The sequence below is a fragment of the Methylobacterium trifolii genome, assembly GCF_022179685.1.
GTDB classification, from domain to species: Bacteria; Pseudomonadota; Alphaproteobacteria; order Rhizobiales; family Beijerinckiaceae; genus Methylobacterium; species Methylobacterium trifolii.
The window spans coordinates 1-18,052 of the sequence record NZ_BPRB01000140.1 but is presented as its reverse complement, the minus strand read 5'-3'; the positions used below and the strand labels follow the sequence as shown (position 1 = coordinate 18,052).

Sequence of the window (18,052 nt, the reverse complement as noted above, 5' to 3'; positions counted from 1 at the left end):
CCCGCAGAGGGGAGAGGGAGAGCCCCACAGGACCCCTCCCCGATGCCGAGCATCCACCACTTCACGCCCATTGCCGCGGACGGCACCCCGCACCCCCTGGCGCAGTACCGGGGCCAGGTGATGCTCGTCGTCAACACGGCCTCGAAATGCGGCTTCACCCCGCAATACCAGGGGCTGGAGGCCCTCTGGCGCCGCCACCGCGAGGCCGGCCTCGTGGTGCTGGGCTTCCCCTGCAACCAGTTCGGCGCCCAGGAACCGGGGGATGCCGCCGAGATCGCCCGTTTCTGCTCGCTGACCTACGACGTGACCTTCCCGCTGATGGCCAAGGTCGCCGTGAACGGCAAGGACGCCGACCCGCTCTACGTCCACCTCAAGCGGGAGAAACCCGGGTTTCTGGGATTGCCCGGCATCAAGTGGAATTTCACGAAGTTTCTGGTCGGGCGCGACGGGCGGGTGGTCCGGCGCTTCCCCCCGTCCGCGAAGCCCGCGGCGCTGGAGGGGGCGGTGGCGGACGCCCTCTAGGCTCGCCCGCCGATCACGCCGGCTCGGCAGCCAGCCGGGCGAAGACGCCGAGCAGGTCGTCGCGCGAGGCGCGCGCGACCGCACCGTCTGCGACCTCGGCCTGGGTCCACATCCAGGAGCGCGCCGGATCGTCCCGCATGGCCCAGTCGGGGAAGAGGCGCTCCGTGGCGGGCTCGTGCAGCAGCCGCGTGACCTCGACGTGGCGGTCGTCGCGCGCGATCCGGGCGTAGACGGACTCGAGGGCCGCGGCGGGGCCTTCGAGCAGTTGGAGGTAGAGGTCCGCCCGGCAGATCAGGGCGCCGGTGATGCCGTCCCGCGCGTTGCAGCGCCGGGCCTCGATCAGGATGCCGTTGAGCATGGCCTGATCGAATCCGAAAGGCCGCGAGGCGTAGATCAGTCGCTGGAGATCCATGGCCTTATGCTCCCCCTGTCCTTTCGGAGAACGCTACGCGCGGGCCGCGGGCAAGTCGAGCCGGTAAGATCGTCTTCCCCGGTCCCGGATGGCAACGTTCCGGCCGGGCTTGACCCCCGCCCCAGCATGATCCTTGCTGCCGCCCCGCAACCGATGCCGCGCGAGGCCCCATGCTCCTGACTCCCCGCGAAAAGGACAAGCTCCTCATCGCCATGGCGGCGCAGGTGGCGCGCAACCGGCTGGCGCGGGGCGTGAAGCTCAACCACCCGGAGGCGGTGGCGCTCATCACCGACTTCGTGGTCGAGGGCGCGCGCGACGGGCGCTCGGTGGCCGAGCTGATGCAGGCGGGCGGCACCGTGCTCACCGCCGACCAGGTGATGCCGGGAATCGCGGAGATGATCCACGACATCCAGGTCGAGGCGACCTTCCCCGACGGCACCAAGCTCGTCACCGTGCACCACCCGATCCGCGGCGCCCCCTCCCCCGACGTGCCGGGCACGGTGACGACCCTGCCGGGCGAGATCCTGTTCAACGCGGGCGCCGAGCGCACCGTGATCGAGGTCGCCAACACCGGCGACCGGCCGATCCAGGTCGGCTCGCACTACCACTTCTACGAGGTCAACCCGGGCCTGGTGTTCGCGCGCGACAAGGCGCGGGGCCAGCGCCTCGACATCGCGCCGGGCACGGCGGTGCGCTTCGAGCCCGGCTCGACGCGGGCGGTGGCCCTGGTGCCGCTTTCCGGCGGGCGCACGGTGTACGGGTTCCGGGGTGAGGTGATGGGCACGCTGTGATCGGGCGCCGGATGCCTTATATCGGGACGCAGTATCGAGGAGATCGGTCGTGGCGACGTTCGAAGCGACTCTGTCGGCCGAGGGGCAGGTGACGGTACCGGTACACCTGCGTGCAGCCCTGAACGTGAAGCCCGGCGACACGCTCGTGTTCGATCAGGACGCGGCCGGACAGGTTCGGCTGCGGCCCGGCCCGGCGAGCCGCGTGGTGCGCCCCTCCGGTTCCGACGATCTGGCGCTCATGCAAGCCATCGCCCGTCATGCGCTCCGGACGCGTGGCGCCGACCCGTCCTGTGATCCGATCGGCGACTACCTCGTGGCGGACGACGAGCGCACGAAAACGCGGCGATGATCGGGGTCGACACGAACGTCCTGCTTCGCCACACCTTGCAGGACGATGACGTGCAATCCCCGAAGGCGACAGCCTTCCTGCTCGATGGACGGCGGCTGGTGGAGCCTGCCCTCGTCAATCCGGTGGTCCTGGTCGAGTTCGTCTGGACCCTGGCGCGCCGAGAACGCTTCGAGAAACCTGCTATCCTCGCGCTGCTCGACGTGCTCGCGGCCTCTCCGCACGTCGCCTTCACCGACCCGGCCGCCGTCACCGCCGCGATCACGGATTGGCGCCGGGGCAAGGCGGACTTTCAGGATTACCTCATCGGACACCTGAACCGGGCCGCGGGCGCCACGACGACGCTGACCTTCGACGAGACGGCGGCTGCCGGACCGGGCTTCTCGCTACCGACCAACTGACAGAGCCGGGAGGGCCGCATGGCCAACACCCCCAAGCCCGCAAGCCTCCCCCGCGCCGCCTATGCCGACATGTTCGGCCCGACGACCGGCGACCGCATCCGGCTCGCCGACACGAGCCTCGAGATCACGGTGGAGCGCGACTTCACCACCTACGGAGAGGAGGTGAAGTTCGGCGGCGGCAAGGTCATCCGCGACGGGATGGGGCAGTCGCAGGTGACCAACCGCGACGGGGCGGTGGACACGGTGATCACCAACGCGGTCGTCCTCGACCATTGGGGAATCGTGAAGTGCGACGTCGGAATCGTGGGCGGCCGCATCCACAGGCTCGGCAAGGCCGGCAACCCGGACGTTCAGCCCAACGTCGACATCGTCGTGGGGCCGGGCACGGAGGTGATCGCGGGCGAGGGCAAGATCCTCACGGCCGGCGGCTTCGACAGCCACATCCACTTCATCTGCCCGCAGCAGATCGAGGAGGCGTTGTGCTCAGGCGTCACCACCATGCTCGGCGGCGGGACGGGGCCGGCGCACGGGACGTTCGCCACCACCTGCACGCCCGGCCCCTGGCACATCGCCCGGATGATCGAGGCGGCGGACAACTTCCCCATGAACCTGGCCTTCGCCGGCAAGGGCAACGCCTCGCGCCCCGAATCGCTCGTCGAGATGGTGCGGGCGGGCGCCTGCGCCCTCAAGCTTCACGAGGACTGGGGCACGACGCCGGCGGCCATCGACACCTGCCTCTCGGTGGCCGACCTGCACGACGTGCAGGTGATGATCCACACCGATACCCTGAACGAATCCGGCTTCGTCGAGGACACGATCGCGGCGTTTGCCGGCCGCACCATCCACGCCTTCCACACGGAGGGCGCGGGCGGCGGGCACGCGCCCGACATCATCAAGGTCGCGGGCCTGCCCAACGTGCTCCCGTCGTCCACCAACCCGACGCGGCCCTACACGAAGAACACCATCGACGAGCATCTCGACATGCTGATGGTGTGCCACCACCTCGACCCGTCGATTCCCGAGGACCTCGCCTTCGCCGAGAGCCGCATCCGCAAGGAGACGATCGCGGCCGAGGACATCCTGCACGACCTCGGCGCCCTCTCGATGATGTCCTCGGACAGCCAGGCCATGGGCCGGGTCGGCGAGGTCGTCATCCGCACCTGGCAGACGGCCGACAAGATGAAGCGCCAGCGCGGGGCGCTCGCCGGCGACGCGTCGGGCACCGACAACCTGCGGGCGCGCCGCTACGTGGCCAAGTACACGATCAACCCGGCCATCGCGCACGGGGTCTCGCGGCATATCGGCTCGGTGGAGCCCGGAAAGCTCGCCGACCTCGTGCTCTGGAGCCCCGCCTTCTTCGGGGTGAAGCCGGACCTGGTGCTCAAGGGCGGCATGATCGCGGCCGCTCCCATGGGCGACCCCAACGCCTCGATCCCGACGCCCCAGCCGGTGCATTACCGCCCGATGTTCGGCGCCTACGGCCGCGCGCCCTACGCCACCGCCCTGACCTTCGTCTCGAAGGCGGCGGTGGAGGACGGATTGCGAGAGAAGCTCGGCGTGCAGAAGCAACTGGTCGCGGTGGAGAACGTGCGCGGCGGGATCGGCAAGAAGAGCATGATCCTCAACGACGCCACCCCGGTGATCGAGGTGGATTCCGAGACCTACGACGTGCGCGCCGACGGCGAGTTGCTGGTCTGCGAGCCGGCGGACGTGCTGCCGATGGCGCAGCGCTACTTCCTGTTTTGAGGTAGGATCGGGCGCAAGGAGGCGAGGCCCGCGATGCCGAAGCTTGCACGGATGCCGCCCCCGGCGGAAAGCCCGTACGGAACCGACCTGTATCTCTGGGCGGAGGCGCAGGCCGCCCTGCTGCGGGCCGGCCGCCGGCAGGAGATCGACGTCGCGAACCTGGCCGAGGAGATCGCGAGCGTGGGCGCGTCCCAGAAGTCCGAGATCCGCAGCCGGCTGGCCGTGCTGATCGCGCATCTCCTGAAATGGGAATACCAGCCCGAGAAGCGGAAATACGGCTGGCGCGCCACCCTCATGGAGCAGCGGCTGCAGATCGAGGGATTGATCGAAGTGAGCCCGAGCCTGAAACCCTGGCCCGAGGCCGTCCTGGGCAAGGCCTACCGCCTCGCCCGGGTCCGGGCCGCCGACGACACCGGGCTGCCGGACGGCGCCTTTCCCGCGGACTGCCCCTACGCGATCGGGCAGATCCTCGACGCGTCCTACTATCCCGGAGCGCCCGAGCGGGAGGTCGTCTGATAATGGCGACGACAGCGTGATCGAACGGCGGAGGCCCGCGATGCCGAAGCTTGCACGGATGCCGCCCCCGGCCGACAACCTGTACGGGACGGATTTCTACGGCTGGGCGCGGTCCCAGGCGCGCGCCCTGTCCGCCAGGGACCGGGCCGCGCTCGATGTCGGCAACCTGATCGACGAGGTGGAGTCCTTGGGCCGGAGCCAGCGGCACGCGATCCGCTCCCACCTGGAGGTCCTGATCGCGCATCTCCTCAAGTTCCGCGTGCAGCCGGAGCGGGCCTCGCCGAGTTGGCGCAGGACCTTGCGGAACCAGCGCCGGGAGATCGCGCAGCGCATCGCGCGCAACCCGAGCCTGCGCGCCTATCCCGCCGAGGTGCTGGCCGAGACCTATCGCGACGCGGTCCGTCTGGCCTGCGACGAGACCCAGCTCGACGCGGCCCGCTTCCCGCAGGACTGCCCCTTCACCCTGGCCCAGATCCTCGACGCCGGCTTCGAGCCCGAATGAGCAGGGCGATTCTCCGCAACGACCTCTACGCCGCCGACCTGAGCGCCTGGGCGGAGGCGCAGGTGCGCGCCCTGCACGAGGGGCGCTTCGACGATCTCGACCACGACCGTCTCTCCGAGGTCGTGGCCGGGCTCGCATCGCGCGAGCGGCGCGAGTTGCGCGAACGCCTCCAGGTCATCCTCACCGGCCTCCTGCGCTGGGCGCAGCAGGTCGACCTGCGCTGCCGGGGCTGGGCGGCGACCATCGACGCGCAGCGGCATCGGGTCGAGCGGCTCCTGAGGGACAACCCGAGCCTCGCCGCCGCCGTCCCGAACCTCGTCGCCGAGGGCTACCCCGCCGCCAGGGCCCGGGCCGTGCTGGAGAGCGCCCTGTTCGACGAGAGCTTTTCGGCCGCCTGCCCCTTCACCCCGGACGAGATCCTGACGGCCGGACTCTACCCCGATCCCTACGGCGACGACGCGGTCCGCGGCGCCGGCTGGTGGAAGAGCCGATGATCCGCGCCACCCGCCTGATCCGCGCCGACGCCCTCGGGGCCGGCGAGATCGTCGACCGCGTCGTCCTCGACCACGGCGACCGCCACCGCCGCCGCGTGGCGATGCGGGGCGTCGGCGGGCTGGCCTTCCTCCTCGACCTGCCCGAGGCGAGCGTGCTGGAGGACGGCGACGCCCTCGCCCTGGAGGACGGACGCCTCGTCTGGGTCGAGGCGGCGCCCGAGCGCCTGCTGGAGATCCGCGCGGAGGATGCCCGCGCCCTCAAGCGCCTGATCTGGCACATCGGCAACCGGCACATCCCGGCCGAGATCGGGGACGAGGCGGTGTTCATCGTCCACGACCACGTCCTGGCCGAGATGGTGCGTGGGTTGGGCGGCAGCGCCGAGCCGGTGGAGCGCCCATTCCGGCCGGAGGGCGGGGCCTATGCCGGGGCGGCGGCGGGGCACGGCCACCACCGTCACGACCACGACCATCACGGCGGCCACCACCACGACCATGATTGAGGCGCTCCGGCTGATGGCGTGGCTCTCGCCGGGCTATCCGGTCGGGGCCTACGCCTACTCGCACGGCCTCGAATGGGCGGTGGAGGCGGGCCAGGTCCGCGACGAGGCGGGCTTCTCGGATTGGCTCGCGGACGTGGCCGAGCGGGGGTCGCTGCGCAACGACATGATCCTGGCAGCCCACGCCCACCGGGCGGCCGTGGCCGGCGACGGGCCGGGGCTCGCCGCCGTCAACGACCTCGCCCTGGCGCTGGCGCCCTCGCGCGAGCTCCACCTCGAGACCGCCCAGCAGGGCCGCAGCTTCCTCGACGCGACGTGCGCTGCCTGGCCCTGCCCGGCCCTGACGGCGCTCTCCGGGGAGCTGGCGGGCGAGGTCGCCTATCCGGTCGCGGTCGGCGCGGCGGCCGGCGCCCACGGCATGGCGCCGGCCGCGATGCTGGCCGGCTACGGGCTGGCCTTCGTCCAGAACCTGGTCTCGGCGGCTCTGCGGGCGGCGCCCATCGGCCAGGGGGCCGGCACGCGGGTCGTGGCCGCGCTCGCCCCCCGCGTCGCGGCGCTCGCCGAGGCGACGGGTACGGCCGACCTCGACGCCATCGGCTCGGCGACGCTGCGCCTCGATCTCGGCTCCTTCCGGCACGAGACGCAGTATTCGCGGATCTTCCGCTCGTGAGCGCGGCCCTCGACCTCGCCCGCCTTCGGGCCGAGACGCCGGGCACGCGCCACGGCATCCACCTCAACAACGCCGGCGCGGCGCTGATGCCCGAGCCGGTGCTCGACGCCATGCGGGGCTACCTCGACCTCGAAGCGGCCCATGGCGGCCACGGGGCGGCCGAGCGCGCGGCGGCCCGCCTCGAGGCGGTCTACGACAGCGTCGCCCGGTTGATCGGGGCCGAGCCCGACGAGATCGCCCTCACCGAGAGCGCCACCCGCGCCTGGCAGATGGCGTTCCATGCCCTGGCCCGGACCTTCGCCCCCGGCGACCGCATCCTGGTGGCGCGCGCGGAGTACGGCGCCAACGTCGTCGCCCTGATGCAGGTGGCGCGGCACACCGGCGCGTGCATCGAGACCGTGCCGAGCGCCGGGGACGGCCGGCTCGACCTCGGGGCCCTGGAGCGGATGGTCGACCGCCGGGTGCGGCTGATCGCGGCGCCCACGATCCCCTCGAACGGGGGCCTGGTGAACCCCGTCGCCGGGATCGGGCGGATCGCCCGCGCGCACGGGGTGCCGTTCCTGCTCGATGCCTGCCAGGCCCTCGGCCAGCGGCCGGTCGACGTCGGGGAACTCGGCTGCGACATGCTCGCGGCCACGGGGCGGAAGTTCCTGCGGGGGCCGCGCGGCACCGGCTTCCTCTACGTCCGGCGCCCGTGGCTCGACCGGCTGGAGCCGGCCATGCTCGACCATTTCGGCGCACCCCTCACCGGGGCGGACGGCTATGCCCTGCGGCCCGACGCGCGCCGCTTCGAGACCTACGAGCACAGCCGCGCCGGACGCCTGGGGCTGGGCGCGGCGGTGGATTACGCCCTGGGGCTGGGCCTGGATCGGATCGCGCGCCGCTGCCGGGTGCTGTCGGGGCAGCTGCGGGCCGGGCTCGCCGCCCTGCCCGGCATCCGCCTGCACGATCTCGGCCCCGATCCGGCCAGCCTCGTCACCTGTACGCTGGAGGGCCGGTCGGCGGAGGCGGTGCGTGCGGCGTTCTCGACGGCCGGGATCGCGGTCGGCGTCTCGCTGCCCTCGGCCGCACCGCTCGACGCGCAGGCGCGCAGGCTCCCGCCCCTCGTGCGGATCTCGCCGCACTACTACAACGGCGAGGACGAGATCGCGCAGGCGCTTTCCGTCCTTGCCCGGCTCCCGCTGCCCGCCCCATCCCGAGGAGGTTTCGCCCCATGACGTCAGCCAACGGTCCCCTGCGCGTCGGCATCGGCGGCCCGGTCGGCTCCGGCAAGACCGCGCTGATGGAGCAGCTCTGCAAGCGCTTTCGCGACCGCTACGAGATCTGCGCCATCACCAACGACATCTACACCAAGGAGGACGCGCGCATCCTCACCGTGGCCGGCGCCCTGCCCGAGGAGCGCATCCTGGGAGTCGAGACCGGGGGCTGCCCGCACACGGCGATCCGCGAGGACGCCTCGATCAACCTCGCGGCGGTGGCCGAGATGCGCCGGAGATTCCCGAAGCTCGACCTCGTGCTGATCGAATCCGGCGGCGACAACCTGGCCGCGACCTTCTCGCCGGAACTGGCCGACCTCACCCTCTACGTCATCGACGTGGCGGGCGGCGAGAAGATCCCGCGCAAGGGCGGCCCCGGCATCACCCGCTCGGACCTGCTCGTCGTCAACAAGACCGACCTCGCGCCTTTCGTGGGCGCCGACCTTTCGGTGATGGAGGCCGACACGCGGCGCATGCGGGGCAGCCGGCCCTACGTGTTCGCCTCGCTGCGCGAAGGGCACGGCGCGGACAGGATCGCCCGCTTCGTCGAGGAGGCCGGCGGCCTGGGCTGAGGCAGAGCCCCCGGCCCTATACCAGCGGCCTTCGACCCTGACCGATCAAAGGCCTGTCCGCCGCACGCGCGGCGGCGCGCATGCGCGTTTGCCGACGGGCGAGGGCAGACGAGTCGTAGTCGGCGGCCGTCGAGTATTACTGCTCGGCGTTGGCCGAGCGCGCACGGGCGGGACGCGCCGTGGGGGCGCCGCCCATCAGGGCGTCCAGCCGGCTCATCCGGTCCGAGAAGCCCTGCGAGGCCGCCAGCGTGGCGCGGGCCTGGGGCTTGTCCACGACCTTGCGGAGGTCCCGCGCCTCGGCCGAGACGGCCGGCAGGGCGAGGGCGACGAGGAGGCCGAGGGAGAGGCTGCGCAGATCTGTCGTCATGGTCGTGACCCCTGTGCGGGCGCGGCCGGTCACCGGCGTGCCGCCGCTGCCGACCAGTCTGACCCCCTGACGGTTAAGCTAAGCCGAGCCGGCTCCGCGATCCGTGCGCTAGCGCACCCGCCGCCCGGGGCGAGGCCGCGCCGCGGATCGCCGGCAGGGCGCGCCCGCCGTCTCGACAGGCGCGCGGATCGATGCGAGGTTCCCGCGAGCGCGGCCGGGCGGGCCGCAGGGCGGAGGTGGCATGGCGCCGGAATTGCGGGACTCGCGGGCGGCCCTGATCCTCCTGGCCGCCGTGGTGCTGTCCGTGCTGATCTTCGGGGCCGTGACCCTGGTCAGCCAGATCGGCTGACCCGTCCACCGGCCGAAGCGGGTTCAGGCCGCCTTGGTCGTCCGGTCCCGCTCCGCCAGCATCTGCCGGATCTCGCCGATGGGGCGCGGCGGGCTGAACAGGAACCCCTGCATCTCCTGGCAGCCCTCGGCGCGCACGGCGGCGAGCTGCGCCTCGGTCTCCACGCCCTCCACCACCGTGGTGATGCCGAGGCTGCCCCCTAAGCCGACCAGGGCCCGGATGATCGCGCCGGCTTCCGTCGCCTGCCCGGCATCCTTCACGAAGGAGCGGTCGATCTTGATCTTGTCGAAGGGGAAGCGGCGCAGGTAGCTCAGGGAGGAGTAGCCCGTGCCGAAATCGTCCATCGAGATGCGGATGCCGGCCCGGCGCAGGAGGTGCAGGGTCTCGAGGTTCGCCTCGGTGTCGTCGAGCAGCACGCTCTCGGTGATCTCCAGTTCCAGCCGTTCCGGCCGCAGGCCGCTGGCGGCCAGCGCCAGCAGCACCACCTGCGCGAAGGTGCGGTGGCGCAGCTGCACGGCGGAGACGTTGACCGCGACCTTCACGTCGGCGGGCCAGGCCGCCGCGTCCCGGCAGGCCTGGTTCAGCACCCAGGCGCCCAGGCCCACGATCAGCCCGGTCTCCTCCGCGACGGGGATGAAGGTCGCCGGCGAGACCAGGCCGAGTTCGGGATGGCGCCAGCGCACCAGGGCCTCCAGGCCCGTCACCCGGTCGCTGCCGAGGTCGACCAGGGGCTGGTAGTGCAGCTCGAAGCTGCCCTGGCTCAGGGCCTCGGCGAGTTCCCGCTCGAGGACGCGCCGGGCCTGGGCCGTCTCGTCCATCGCCGCCTCGAACAGGCAGGCCTGGCCGCGGCCCGCGTTCTTGGCGTGGTAGAGGGCCATGTCGGCGCTCTTGAGCAGGCGGTCGATGTCGTCGGCGGCCTCGTCCGCCATGGCGACGCCGACGCTCATGCCGATCTCGACGGCGCAGCCGTCGATCAGGTAGGGGGCGCTCACGGTGGCGATCAGGCGCTGGGCCAGCGCCATCGCGCCGGCCTCGTCGCCCACCCGGTGCAGCACCGCGAACTCGTCGCCGCCGAGGCGCGCCACGAGGTCGCCGACGCGCACGTTGTCGCACAGGCGCTGGGCCACGGCGCGCAGCAGGGTGTCGCCGCCCCCGTGGCCGTGGGTGTCGTTGACGGCCTTGAAGCGGTCGAGGTCGAGGCAGAGCAGGGCCAGCCGGGCCTTCTTCGGATCGTCCCCCCTGCCCTGGCCCAGCATGTCCAGGCCGTGCTCGCGCAGGGCCGCGCGGTTGGGCAGGTCGGTGAGGCCGTCGTGGCGCGCCATGTGGGCGATGCGCGCCTCGTTGCGCCGCCGCTCGGTGATGTCCTCGAAGGTCGAGACCCAGCCGCCGCCCTCGATCGTGCGATAGCAGACGGCCAGCACCCGCCCGTCGGCGAGTTCCCGGTGGCTCGGCACCGGCTCGGGAGCGAGCAGCGCGAGGCGGGTGCCCTCGCACAGGGCGTCGACGCTGGTGCCGCGCTGGTAGCAGCCGCGCGCCACGAGGCCCTCGCAGATCTCGCGCTGGCTCATGCCGAGGCGGAGCGTCTCGGGCGCGATGCCGAAGATCTCGCAATAGCGCTGGTTGTAGACGACCAGGCGGGCCGCGTCGTCGAACAGGCACAGGCCCTGGGTCATGTTGCCGAGCGCCGCGTCGAAGCGCCGGTTCTGCTCCAGGAGCTGCGCGTTCGAGCTGCGCAGGTCCGCGAGCGCCCCGGCGAGAGCCGCGCGCGCCCGGCCCTCCGTGCTGACGTCGGTGCCGATGCCCCTGTGCCCGCGGAACGCCCCGTCCTCCGAATAGACCGGCTCGCCGCTGATCCGGAACCAGCGCGTCCGGCCGTCCGGGTGGTGGTAGGGATAGAGGAAGTCCGTGAATGCCCGCCGTTCGGCCAGGGCGTCCCGGTAGGGCGTCCAGAAGCCGGCATCCTCTCCGTTCGTGGCGATCGCGGACCGGGCCCGGCCGATCAGCGCCTCGACGCCGCGGCCGAGGAAGCGTTCCGCCTGGGGCGAGAGGAAGACGAAGCGCTGGTCCGCGTCGGTCTCCCAGATCCAGTCCGGGTCGACCTGCACGAGGTCTTCGGGAAGTTCTGCGGGCATTCGATCACCGACGATGAAGCCGTGATCTTCCGGTGCAGACATTAAGAATCCTCTCAATCCCCGCGGCCGGCACCGGGCCCGGGGGGGAGGCGTTCCCATCGCGTGGCCGCCGCGCGGATCGATCCGCCCGATCGTGGCCGGTGCAAGGAGTTCCTTAATGGCCGACGCCGCCGCAGACCTGTTTCCGGGCTTCGAAGCCCTCTGGATCGAGGCGCCCTGGGGCAAGGCCTTCGCCAGGGCCGGGGGCGCGTCCGACGCCCCGCCCCTCCTGCTCCTGCACGGATTCCCGCAAAGCCATGCGATGTGGCACCGCGTCGCCCCGGACCTGGCGCGGACCCACCGGGTGATCTGCCTCGACCTGAAGGGCTACGGCTGGTCTGCGGCGCCGACGGGCGATCCGGCGCACGCGGTCTACGCCAAGCGCACCCTCGGCCGCGAGGTCGTCGCCCTGATGGAGCGGATCGGCCACGTCCACTTCGCGGTCGCCGGCCACGACCGGGGCGGGCGCGTGGCCTACCGGATGGCGCTGGACGAGCCCGGCCGGGTCTCGCGCCTCGCCCTCCTCGACATCGTGCCGACCCTGACCCAGTGGGAGCGCATCGAGGCGCAGCCCGGCCTGAACCCGCACTGGCCGTTCCTCGCCGGGCCGGCGCCCGGCCCCGAGGAGGCGATCGCCCGGGACCCGGACGGGTATTTCGAGGGCCTGCTGCGCGACTGGACGCAGAGGAAGGACCTCTCCGCCTTCGACCCGCGCGCGCTCCATCTCTACCGGCAGGCCTGGGGCGTGCCCGAGCGCATCCACGCCCTGTGCGAGGATTACCGCGCCGGGGCCGGCCCCGACCGGGAGGCGGACGCGGCCGACCTGACCGCGGGGCGCACCCTGCCGATGCCGGTCCTGGTGCTGGCGAGCCGGGCCTACCTCGACCACGGCAAGGCCGAGACGGCGCTCTCCGCCTGGCAGCGGACCTTCGCCCCGCAGGCACAGGGCGCCGAGATCGACGGGGGCCATTTCCTGGCGGAGGAGAACGCGGCCGAGACGCATGCAGCCCTGCGACGCTTCCTGGCGGGCTGAGCCCGCACGACGGGGCCGGCGGCCGGCCCCGGCCGCCTCACCCGAACAGCGCCGTGAGCCCGTAGCAGCCTGCCCCGATCAGGCCGGCGGCCGGCATCGTCAGCACCCAGGCCACGACGATGTCGCCGGCGATGCCCCAGCGCACGGCCGAGGCGCGCCGGGCCGCGCCCACCCCGACGATGGCGCCGGTGATGGTGTGGGTGGTCGAGACCGGGACCCCGAGCCAGGTCGCGGCGAACAGGGTGATCGCCCCGCCGGTCTCGGCGCAGAAGCCCTGCATCGGGTTCAATCGCGTGATCTTGGAGCCCATCGTGTGGACGATGCGCCAGCCCCCGAACAGGGTGCCGAGCGCCATCGCCGTCTGGCAGGCGAGCACCACCCAGAGGGGCACGTGGAACTCGCCCCCGAGCAGGCCTTGCGAGTAGAGCAGCACCGCGATGATGCCCATGGTCTTCTGCGCGTCGTTGCCCCCGTGTCCGAGGGAGTAGAGGGAGGCCGAGACGAACTGGAGCACGCGGAAGCTCCGGTCGACGGCGAACGGCGTGGCCCGCACGCAGAGCCACGAGACCGCCAGCACCAGCACCAGGGCGAGCAGGAAGCCGAGCAGCGGCGACAGCACGATCGCGGCGACCGTCTTGCCCAGGCCCCCCCAGACCACCACCGAGAGGCCGGCCTTGGCCAGCCCCGCCCCGACGAGGCCGCCCACCAGCGCGTGGGAGGAACTCGACGGGATGCCGAGCACCCAGGTGGCGATGTTCCAGCTGATCGCGCCGACCAGCGCGGCGAAGATCACGCGGGCGTCGACGATGCTGGCATCCACGATGCCGGTGCCGAGCGTCTGCGCCACGTGGAGCCCGAAGAACAGGAAGGCGATGAAGTTGAAGAAGGCGGCCCAGAGCACGGCGTAGCGCGGGCGCAGCACCCGCGTGGAGACGATGGTGGCGATGGAGTTGGCCGCGTCGTGCAGGCCGTTCAGGAAGTCGAAGAACAGGGCGACGGCGATCAGGCCGAAGAGCCAGGGCAGCGCGAGGGCGGTCATCGGCCTGCGCTCCGCGTGCTCGTGAGGGAGGGCTGGTGCATCACACGTTCTCGATGACGATGCCGCTGATCTCGTTGGCCACGTCCTCGAAGCGGTCCACCACCTTCTCCAGGTGCTCGTAGATCTCGCGGCCGATCAGGTAGCTCATCGGGTCGCTGCGGCCGTGGGTGCGGAAGAGTTCCTTGAGGCCCTCGTCGTGCAGGTCGTCGGAGCGGCCCTCGACGCGGGTGACCTCCTCGGTGAGGCCGGCGAGCGTCGCCGCGTGGGTGCCGATGCCGCTGAGCAGGGGCACGGCCTGCGCCGTGAGCTTGGCCGCCTCGACCACGGTGTCGCCCATCTCGCGCATCCGCGGCTCGAAGCTGCGGATGTCGTAGAGTTCGATGGTCTTCACCGTCTTCTGCATCTGGTCGATGGCGTCGTCCATCGACTGGATCAGGTCCTTGATGTCGCCGCGGTCGAAGGGGGTGATGAAGCTGCGGCGCACGGCCAGCAGCACCTCGCGGGTGATGGCGTCGGCCTCCGCCTCGCGCTCGACGATGATCCGGCCGTAGCGCGCCACCCCCTCGCCGCCGTCGAGCAGGGCCCGCAGCGCCTCGGCGCCCGCCACCAGCGTGGCCGAATGCCGGTCGAACAGGTCGAAGAAGCGGTCCTCGCGGGGCATCAAGGCCCGAAACCAGCCCATCATGCGAAGGCCCTCGCTGTTTGCGGACTCAACGCCCGGTGCCGGAAAAGAATCGGGGACAGCCAAAAGAAATCAGAAGCGCTCGACCCAGGGGCGCAACTCCAGCTCGGAGGTCCAGGCGCTGCGGTCCTGGCGCAGGACGGCGCGGTAGCTCGCGGCGATGGCGCCGGGATCGAGGTGGCTGTCGGGGGCGTCGAGGGCCTCGCCCCAGCGGCGCGGGTTCCGGATCGCCCCGTCGATGACGAAGTGGGCCACGTGGATGCCCTGGGGCTGCAACTCGCGGGTCAGGCTCTGGGCCAAGCCCCGCAGGGCGAACTTGCCCATGGCGAAGGGGGCCGAGCCGGCAAAGCCCTTGACGCTGGCCGACGCCCCCGTGAGCAGGATCGCCCCGTGGCGCTCGGGCAGCATGCGCCGGGCCGCGGCCTGCGCCACCAGGAAGCCGCCGAAGGCCGAGACCATCAGGGACTGGGCCACGGCCTGCGGATCGAGTTCCGTGACCGGCCCGCGCAGGCGCCCGCTGGCGTTGTAGACCACCACGTCGGGGGCGCCCCCGAGCTTCGTCTCCATGGCGCAGAACAGGGCCTCGACCTGCTCCGGGCTCGTGGCGTCGCAGGTCTCCACCGCCCCGTCGACGTCGCGGGCGAGGTCGGCGAGCTTGTCCGTGTCGCGGGCGGCCAGCCCCACCTTCAGGCCGTCCTGCGCCAGCAGGCGGGCCAGCGACGCGCTGAGGCCCGCGCCGGCCCCGACGATGAGGGCCCGCTTGTAGGTCGGCGTCATGGTCTCGTCCTCCTCGGGGGCTCTTCCCGTCCCGCTCGCGCCCACCATGCCCGCGTGGGGCGCGTGCCGCGAGGGGCGGTCACGGGCGCCGGCTTTCAAAGAAGGCCCGCAGTAGCCCCGCGGCCTCCCCCTCGCGGAATCCCCCGTAGACCTCCGGCGCGTGGTGGCAGGTCGGCTGGTTGAAGATGCGGGGGCCGTGCTCGACGCCGCCGCCCTTCGGGTCGGAGGCGCCGAAATACAGCCGCCGGATGCGGGCGAAGGAGATCGCGCCCGCGCACATCGGGCAGGGCTCCAGGGTGACGTAGAGGTCGCATCCCGGCAGGCGCTCGTCCTGCAGGATGCCGCAAGCGGCGCGGATCGCCAGGATCTCGGCATGCGCCGTCGGGTCGTGCAGGGCGCGGGGCCGGTTGTGGGCCACCGCGATGACGGCGCCCCCGCGCACGATCGCGGCGCCCACCGGCACCTCCCCCTCCCCCGCCGCCTGCCGGGCGGCGGCGAAGGCGCGGTCGAAGGGATCGCATTCTTGCGCGCCGGCTTCGATGTCACGCGCCGCGTCCCGGGTTTCGCGCGAAGCGTCCCGGGTTTCGCGCGCCGCTGTCTGGATCGGATCGGGCATGGCGTCGTTTCTAGTGCGCGGTCACGGCCGGGAATAGCGGCATCCGCCGCCGGCTCGGCCGCGGCCCGGGAATGTTAATGGGCGGAACATTCCCGGGCCGCCGCCGTTCCTGTTCCAACGCGGCACCGCCGCCCACGAAAACTCAGAGGAGCCTCCCATGAGCAGCACCACCGACAAGATCAAGGGCGCGGCCAACGAGGCCGTCGGCAAGGCCAAGCAGGGCATCGGCAACGTCACCGACAGCGACAAGCTGAAGGCCGAGGGCGCGGCCCAGGAGCTCAAGGGCAAGGCCCAGGGCACCGTGGGCGACGCCAAGGACGCGGTGAAAAGCAAGCTCTGATCCACCCGCCCGGTCCGGGCCGCCGGCCGGTCCGGCAGCCCGCGCCTGTCTGACAACCCGTCTCGCACCGAGGTCATCATGATCGGTTGGGCCATCACCTTCCTCGTCGTGGCGCTGGTCGCGGCGCTCCTGGGCTTCGGCGGCATCGCCGGAACCGCCATGGAGGCGGCCAAGATCGTCTTCTTCGTCGCGATCGTCCTGTTCCTCGTCTCCGCCGTGTTCGGCGTGATGCGGGGGCGGGCTCCGAGGCTCTGACGCGCTCGGAGCACTCCACGAGTCTTGCCATCAGTCTCGCGTAAGCGAAGGCGGTCCTCCGGGGCCGCCTTCCGCATGTTCGGGACGGGTCCCCATCGTCTCCCGGGCCGACACCGACCGCCTGCGATGGTCCCCGGAAAGGCCCGTACCGCCGGGACGCAGGCCCGCGAAGAGGCCCGTATCCGCGCTCGCGCCTCGCGCAGGGCGGCGCGCTCTGTTATGGGCTCGCTCATGAGCGACAATCCGACCACCGAAACCCCGGACGATTCCGTCCGCGGGCCCGACGCAGCGCAGGCCCCCGAAGGGGCCCGGGTAGCGAAGGCCCCCAAGGTTCCCAAGGCCCCCAAGGCCCCCAAGGCCCCCAAGGCTCCCAAGGCATCCGCCGCCGACAAGGCATCCGCGGCCGCCCAGGCGCCTGCGGCACCCGAGGCGGCGAAGAGCCCGAAGCCGCGGAAGCCCCGCGCTTCCGCCGCCGAAGCCTCGGCACCCGAGGCAGCCTCCGAGGCTTTCCCCGCCGAACCCTCGTCCGAGTCCTGGGCTCCCGAGACGGATGCCAACCGCAGGTCCGACGACCCGGAGGAGCAGCCGCGGGCGCGCCTCGCCCGCGCGCGGCCCGACCGGTCGAAGGACCGCCACGTCAACGCGCGTCCGGCCAAGGAGGCTGCGAAGGAGCCCGCCAAGGAATCCACGAAGGCGGCGGCCAAGGAGGCGACCAAGGACAGGAGCGGTGACGCACCCCTGCGCCGCCGCCCGGCCGCCCGGCCCGCCGTTGAGCCCGAGCTCGTCGCGGACCGGCCGGCCGATGCCGCGCCCGCGCATAAGACGGACACGGACGAGGCGGACACGGCCGTCGCCGCATCCGCGGTGGACGCGCCCGCCGTCGAAGCCGCGACACCCGCCGAGACTCCCGTGCCTGCCGAGGCGGCCGCACCGGCCGAGGGCGGCTACGAGGGCGAGCGCATCGCCAAGGCGATCGCGCGGGCCGGCCTCGCCTCCCGCCGGGACGCCGAGGCGATGATCCTGGCCGGCCGCGTCACCCTGAACGGGGTGCGGCTCGACTCGCCCGCGATCAACGTCACCGACGACGACCGGGTCATGGTGGACGGCGAGCCGATGCCGGTCCGCGAGCGCACCCGGCTCTGGATCTTCCACAAGCCCCGCGGCCTCGTCACCACGGCGCGCGACCCGGAGGGGCGCCAGACCGTGTTCGACGAGTTGCCCGAGGACCTGCCCCGCGTGGTGGCGATCGGCCGCCTCGACATCAACACCGAGGGGCTGCTGCTGCTGACCAACGACGGCGGCCTCGCCAAGGTGATCGCCCACCCCGACACCGGCTGGCTGCGCCGCTACCGGGTCCGCGCCTGGGGCGACACCAGCCAGGCCGAACTCGACAAGCTGCGCAAGGGCGTCACCATCGACGGCATGGAGTACGGGCCGATCGAGGCCCATCTCGACCGGACGCAGGGGGACAACCTCTGGCTGACCCTGGGCCTGCGCGAGGGCAAGAACCGCGAGGTCAAGCGCATCCTCGAGCATCTCGGGCTGTCCGTGAACCGGCTGATCCGGCTCTCCTTCGGGCCGTTCCAGCTCGGCGACCTGGAGGTCGGCCTCGTCGAGGAGATCCGCACCAAGGTGCTCAAGGAGCAGCTCGGCAAGGGGCTGGCCGAGCAGGCGGCCGTCGATTTCGAGAGCCCGGTG

General features: G+C 72.2%; 23 protein-coding genes. 16 read left to right on the top strand and 7 right to left on the bottom strand.

Translation table 11 applies throughout. From position 1 onward, the window contains the following. Positions 1-42 precede the first annotated feature (42 nt). Positions 43-522: a glutathione peroxidase gene (locus tag COGEMETH_RS13275; RefSeq protein WP_238183119.1), complete on the top strand. Its 480-nt coding sequence runs from the start codon at positions 43-45 to the stop codon at positions 520-522. Positions 523-535: 13 nt separating this feature from the next. Here the strand turns inward: COGEMETH_RS13275 and COGEMETH_RS13270 are convergent, their stop codons facing one another. Beyond that, positions 536-934 (bottom strand): BLUF domain-containing protein, encoded by a 399-nt coding sequence (locus tag COGEMETH_RS13270; protein WP_238183118.1) that lies wholly within the window; start codon positions 932-934, stop codon positions 536-538. A 170-nt stretch (positions 935-1,104) separates the two neighbouring features. Between COGEMETH_RS13270 and COGEMETH_RS13265 the strand changes: the two genes are divergently transcribed. Genes COGEMETH_RS13265 through ureG form a run of 11 tightly spaced genes read left to right on the top strand, consistent with a single transcriptional unit; the run spans position 1,105 to position 8,725 of the window. Next, entirely contained in the window at positions 1,105-1,725 is a 621-nt protein-coding gene (locus COGEMETH_RS13265) for an urease subunit gamma (RefSeq protein ID WP_238183117.1), read from the top strand. Positions 1,726-1,774: 49 nt separating this feature from the next. Beyond that, positions 1,775-2,074, top strand: coding sequence for an AbrB/MazE/SpoVT family DNA-binding domain-containing protein (locus COGEMETH_RS13260; protein WP_238183116.1), 300 nt, complete (start codon positions 1,775-1,777; stop codon positions 2,072-2,074). Further along, on the top strand, positions 2,071-2,472 hold the full coding sequence (locus COGEMETH_RS13255) for a type II toxin-antitoxin system VapC family toxin (RefSeq protein WP_238183115.1): 402 nt from the start codon (positions 2,071-2,073) through the stop codon (positions 2,470-2,472). The genes COGEMETH_RS13260 and COGEMETH_RS13255 overlap by 4 nt, the downstream gene beginning before the upstream one ends. An 18-nt stretch (positions 2,473-2,490) precedes the next feature. Further along, the gene (gene ureC / locus COGEMETH_RS13250) at positions 2,491-4,218 is read left to right on the top strand and encodes an urease subunit alpha (RefSeq protein WP_238183114.1); all 1,728 of its coding nucleotides are present in this window, start codon (positions 2,491-2,493) and stop codon (positions 4,216-4,218) included. 33 nt (positions 4,219-4,251) lie between these two features. Next, positions 4,252-4,734, top strand: coding sequence for a DUF29 domain-containing protein (locus COGEMETH_RS13245; protein WP_238183113.1), 483 nt, complete (start codon positions 4,252-4,254; stop codon positions 4,732-4,734). A gap of 40 nt (positions 4,735-4,774) precedes the next feature. Further along, positions 4,775-5,236 carry a DUF29 domain-containing protein gene (locus COGEMETH_RS13240; RefSeq protein WP_238183112.1) on the top strand — a complete coding sequence of 154 codons (462 nt, stop codon included), beginning with the start codon at positions 4,775-4,777 and terminating at the stop codon, positions 5,234-5,236. Then, entirely contained in the window at positions 5,233-5,730 is a 498-nt protein-coding gene (locus COGEMETH_RS13235) for a DUF29 domain-containing protein (protein ID WP_238183111.1), read from the top strand. Before COGEMETH_RS13240 ends, COGEMETH_RS13235 begins: the two co-directional genes overlap by 4 nt. After that, complete coding sequence (locus COGEMETH_RS13230) at positions 5,727-6,230, top strand: urease accessory protein UreE (RefSeq protein WP_238183110.1); 504 nt, start codon at positions 5,727-5,729, stop codon at positions 6,228-6,230. Before COGEMETH_RS13235 ends, COGEMETH_RS13230 begins: the two co-directional genes overlap by 4 nt. Further along, positions 6,151-6,897 carry an urease accessory protein UreF gene (locus COGEMETH_RS13225; RefSeq protein ID WP_444980410.1) on the top strand — a complete coding sequence of 249 codons (747 nt, stop codon included), beginning with the start codon at positions 6,151-6,153 and terminating at the stop codon, positions 6,895-6,897. The genes COGEMETH_RS13230 and COGEMETH_RS13225 overlap by 80 nt, the downstream gene beginning before the upstream one ends. Beyond that, complete coding sequence (locus COGEMETH_RS13220) at positions 6,894-8,114, top strand: aminotransferase class V-fold PLP-dependent enzyme (protein ID WP_238183109.1); 1,221 nt, start codon at positions 6,894-6,896, stop codon at positions 8,112-8,114. The genes COGEMETH_RS13225 and COGEMETH_RS13220 overlap by 4 nt, the downstream gene beginning before the upstream one ends. Next, a complete protein-coding gene (gene ureG, locus COGEMETH_RS13215) occupies positions 8,111-8,725 on the top strand; it encodes an urease accessory protein UreG (protein WP_238183108.1) in 615 nt (204 codons plus the stop codon). Before COGEMETH_RS13220 ends, ureG begins: the two co-directional genes overlap by 4 nt. A 136-nt stretch (positions 8,726-8,861) precedes the next feature. Here the strand turns inward: ureG and COGEMETH_RS13210 are convergent, their stop codons facing one another. Both COGEMETH_RS13210 and COGEMETH_RS13205 read right to left on the bottom strand, forming a co-directional pair. Continuing rightward, the gene (locus COGEMETH_RS13210) at positions 8,862-9,092 is read right to left on the bottom strand and encodes a hypothetical protein (RefSeq protein ID WP_238183107.1); all 231 of its coding nucleotides are present in this window, start codon (positions 9,090-9,092) and stop codon (positions 8,862-8,864) included. Positions 9,093-9,464: 372 nt separating this feature from the next. Further along, the gene (locus tag COGEMETH_RS13205; RefSeq protein ID WP_238183106.1) at positions 9,465-11,573 is read right to left on the bottom strand and encodes a putative bifunctional diguanylate cyclase/phosphodiesterase; all 2,109 of its coding nucleotides are present in this window, start codon (positions 11,571-11,573) and stop codon (positions 9,465-9,467) included. Positions 11,574-11,730: 157 nt separating this feature from the next. On the opposite strand from COGEMETH_RS13205, the gene COGEMETH_RS13200 reads away from it, so the two are divergent. Next, positions 11,731-12,645, top strand: coding sequence for an alpha/beta fold hydrolase (locus COGEMETH_RS13200; RefSeq protein ID WP_238183105.1), 915 nt, complete (start codon positions 11,731-11,733; stop codon positions 12,643-12,645). Between the two features lie 37 nt (positions 12,646-12,682). On the opposite strand, the gene COGEMETH_RS13195 is transcribed toward COGEMETH_RS13200, so the two are convergent. From COGEMETH_RS13195 to COGEMETH_RS13180, 4 genes are all read right to left on the bottom strand, one after another. After that, complete coding sequence (locus COGEMETH_RS13195; protein WP_238183104.1) at positions 12,683-13,684, bottom strand: inorganic phosphate transporter; 1,002 nt, start codon at positions 13,682-13,684, stop codon at positions 12,683-12,685. 40 nt (positions 13,685-13,724) lie between these two features. Then, the gene (locus tag COGEMETH_RS13190; RefSeq protein WP_238183103.1) at positions 13,725-14,369 is read right to left on the bottom strand and encodes a DUF47 domain-containing protein; all 645 of its coding nucleotides are present in this window, start codon (positions 14,367-14,369) and stop codon (positions 13,725-13,727) included. Positions 14,370-14,438: 69 nt separating this feature from the next. Further along, positions 14,439-15,143 carry an SDR family NAD(P)-dependent oxidoreductase gene (locus COGEMETH_RS13185; protein ID WP_238183102.1) on the bottom strand — a complete coding sequence of 235 codons (705 nt, stop codon included), beginning with the start codon at positions 15,141-15,143 and terminating at the stop codon, positions 14,439-14,441. 79 nt (positions 15,144-15,222) lie between these two features. After that, a complete protein-coding gene (locus tag COGEMETH_RS13180) occupies positions 15,223-15,759 on the bottom strand; it encodes a nucleoside deaminase (protein WP_238183101.1) in 537 nt (178 codons plus the stop codon). 157 nt (positions 15,760-15,916) lie between these two features. Between COGEMETH_RS13180 and COGEMETH_RS13175 the strand changes: the two genes are divergently transcribed. The 3 genes from COGEMETH_RS13175 to COGEMETH_RS13165 all read left to right on the top strand — a co-directional run. Continuing rightward, positions 15,917-16,099, top strand: a complete 183-nt coding sequence (locus COGEMETH_RS13175) for a CsbD family protein (RefSeq protein WP_238183100.1) — start codon at positions 15,917-15,919, stop codon at positions 16,097-16,099. Between the two features lie 78 nt (positions 16,100-16,177). Beyond that, positions 16,178-16,354 (top strand): DUF1328 domain-containing protein, encoded by a 177-nt coding sequence (locus COGEMETH_RS13170; protein ID WP_238183099.1) that lies wholly within the window; start codon positions 16,178-16,180, stop codon positions 16,352-16,354. A gap of 231 nt (positions 16,355-16,585) precedes the next feature. Next, positions 16,586-18,052, top strand: a 1,467-nt coding sequence (locus tag COGEMETH_RS13165; RefSeq protein ID WP_238183098.1) for a pseudouridine synthase, incomplete at its 3' end; no start/stop codon positions are given.

Coding starts and splice junctions, on each gene's coding strand:
- COGEMETH_RS13275 (WP_238183119.1), top strand. CDS start 43: ATGCCGAGCATCCACCACTTCACGCCCATTGCCGCGGACGGCACCCCG.
- COGEMETH_RS13270 (WP_238183118.1), bottom strand. CDS start 934: ATGGATCTCCAGCGACTGATCTACGCCTCGCGGCCTTTCGGATTCGAT.
- COGEMETH_RS13265 (WP_238183117.1), top strand. CDS start 1,105: ATGCTCCTGACTCCCCGCGAAAAGGACAAGCTCCTCATCGCCATGGCG.
- COGEMETH_RS13255 (WP_238183115.1), top strand. CDS start 2,071: ATGATCGGGGTCGACACGAACGTCCTGCTTCGCCACACCTTGCAGGAC.
- ureC (WP_238183114.1), top strand. CDS start 2,491: ATGGCCAACACCCCCAAGCCCGCAAGCCTCCCCCGCGCCGCCTATGCC.
- COGEMETH_RS13245 (WP_238183113.1), top strand. CDS start 4,252: ATGCCGAAGCTTGCACGGATGCCGCCCCCGGCGGAAAGCCCGTACGGA.
- COGEMETH_RS13240 (WP_238183112.1), top strand. CDS start 4,775: ATGCCGAAGCTTGCACGGATGCCGCCCCCGGCCGACAACCTGTACGGG.
- COGEMETH_RS13235 (WP_238183111.1), top strand. CDS start 5,233: ATGAGCAGGGCGATTCTCCGCAACGACCTCTACGCCGCCGACCTGAGC.
- COGEMETH_RS13230 (WP_238183110.1), top strand. CDS start 5,727: ATGATCCGCGCCACCCGCCTGATCCGCGCCGACGCCCTCGGGGCCGGC.
- COGEMETH_RS13225 (WP_444980410.1), top strand. CDS start 6,151: ATGCCGGGGCGGCGGCGGGGCACGGCCACCACCGTCACGACCACGACC.
- ureG (WP_238183108.1), top strand. CDS start 8,111: ATGACGTCAGCCAACGGTCCCCTGCGCGTCGGCATCGGCGGCCCGGTC.
- COGEMETH_RS13210 (WP_238183107.1), bottom strand. CDS start 9,092: ATGACGACAGATCTGCGCAGCCTCTCCCTCGGCCTCCTCGTCGCCCTC.
- COGEMETH_RS13205 (WP_238183106.1), bottom strand. CDS start 11,573: ATGCCCGCAGAACTTCCCGAAGACCTCGTGCAGGTCGACCCGGACTGG.
- COGEMETH_RS13200 (WP_238183105.1), top strand. CDS start 11,731: ATGGCCGACGCCGCCGCAGACCTGTTTCCGGGCTTCGAAGCCCTCTGG.
- COGEMETH_RS13195 (WP_238183104.1), bottom strand. CDS start 13,684: ATGACCGCCCTCGCGCTGCCCTGGCTCTTCGGCCTGATCGCCGTCGCC.
- COGEMETH_RS13190 (WP_238183103.1), bottom strand. CDS start 14,369: ATGATGGGCTGGTTTCGGGCCTTGATGCCCCGCGAGGACCGCTTCTTC.
- COGEMETH_RS13185 (WP_238183102.1), bottom strand. CDS start 15,143: ATGACGCCGACCTACAAGCGGGCCCTCATCGTCGGGGCCGGCGCGGGC.
- COGEMETH_RS13180 (WP_238183101.1), bottom strand. CDS start 15,759: ATGCCCGATCCGATCCAGACAGCGGCGCGCGAAACCCGGGACGCTTCG.
- COGEMETH_RS13175 (WP_238183100.1), top strand. CDS start 15,917: ATGAGCAGCACCACCGACAAGATCAAGGGCGCGGCCAACGAGGCCGTC.
- COGEMETH_RS13170 (WP_238183099.1), top strand. CDS start 16,178: ATGATCGGTTGGGCCATCACCTTCCTCGTCGTGGCGCTGGTCGCGGCG.